Origin of the sequence: Rhodococcus sp. IEGM 1307, from assembly GCF_030056915.1 — a bacterium.
Classification (GTDB): Bacteria; Actinomycetota; Actinomycetes; order Mycobacteriales; family Mycobacteriaceae; genus Rhodococcus_F; species Rhodococcus_F opacus_D.
Genome location: NZ_JASHKW010000151.1, coordinates 1 through 207, shown reverse-complemented (window position 1 = coordinate 207; position 207 = coordinate 1). Strand labels below are relative to the sequence as shown.

Sequence of the window (207 nt, the reverse complement as noted above, 5' to 3'; positions counted from 1 at the left end):
ACAGAACCGCTCCACCGGACCGCGGGATCTTCATCGGGTCGGACACCACGACCGCCGGCGCGTAAATCCACTCGTCATCGGCGGAGACGAAGACGATCACGTCGCCCCGCTTCACCCCGCTGGGCCTGTCGAGGCGAAGCGATTCAAGCTGGTACTTCGCCGCCGGGCCGCCGCGGCTGTGGTGCCGGCCCCGCTGGTTGTCGAGGA

1 pseudogene is annotated in these 207 nt (G+C 68.6%); it reads right to left on the bottom strand.

The features are described 5' to 3' along the window. Window positions 1-207: pseudogene (locus tag QM841_RS43115) on the bottom strand (phosphatidylserine/phosphatidylglycerophosphate/cardiolipin synthase family protein); the annotation flags it as partial.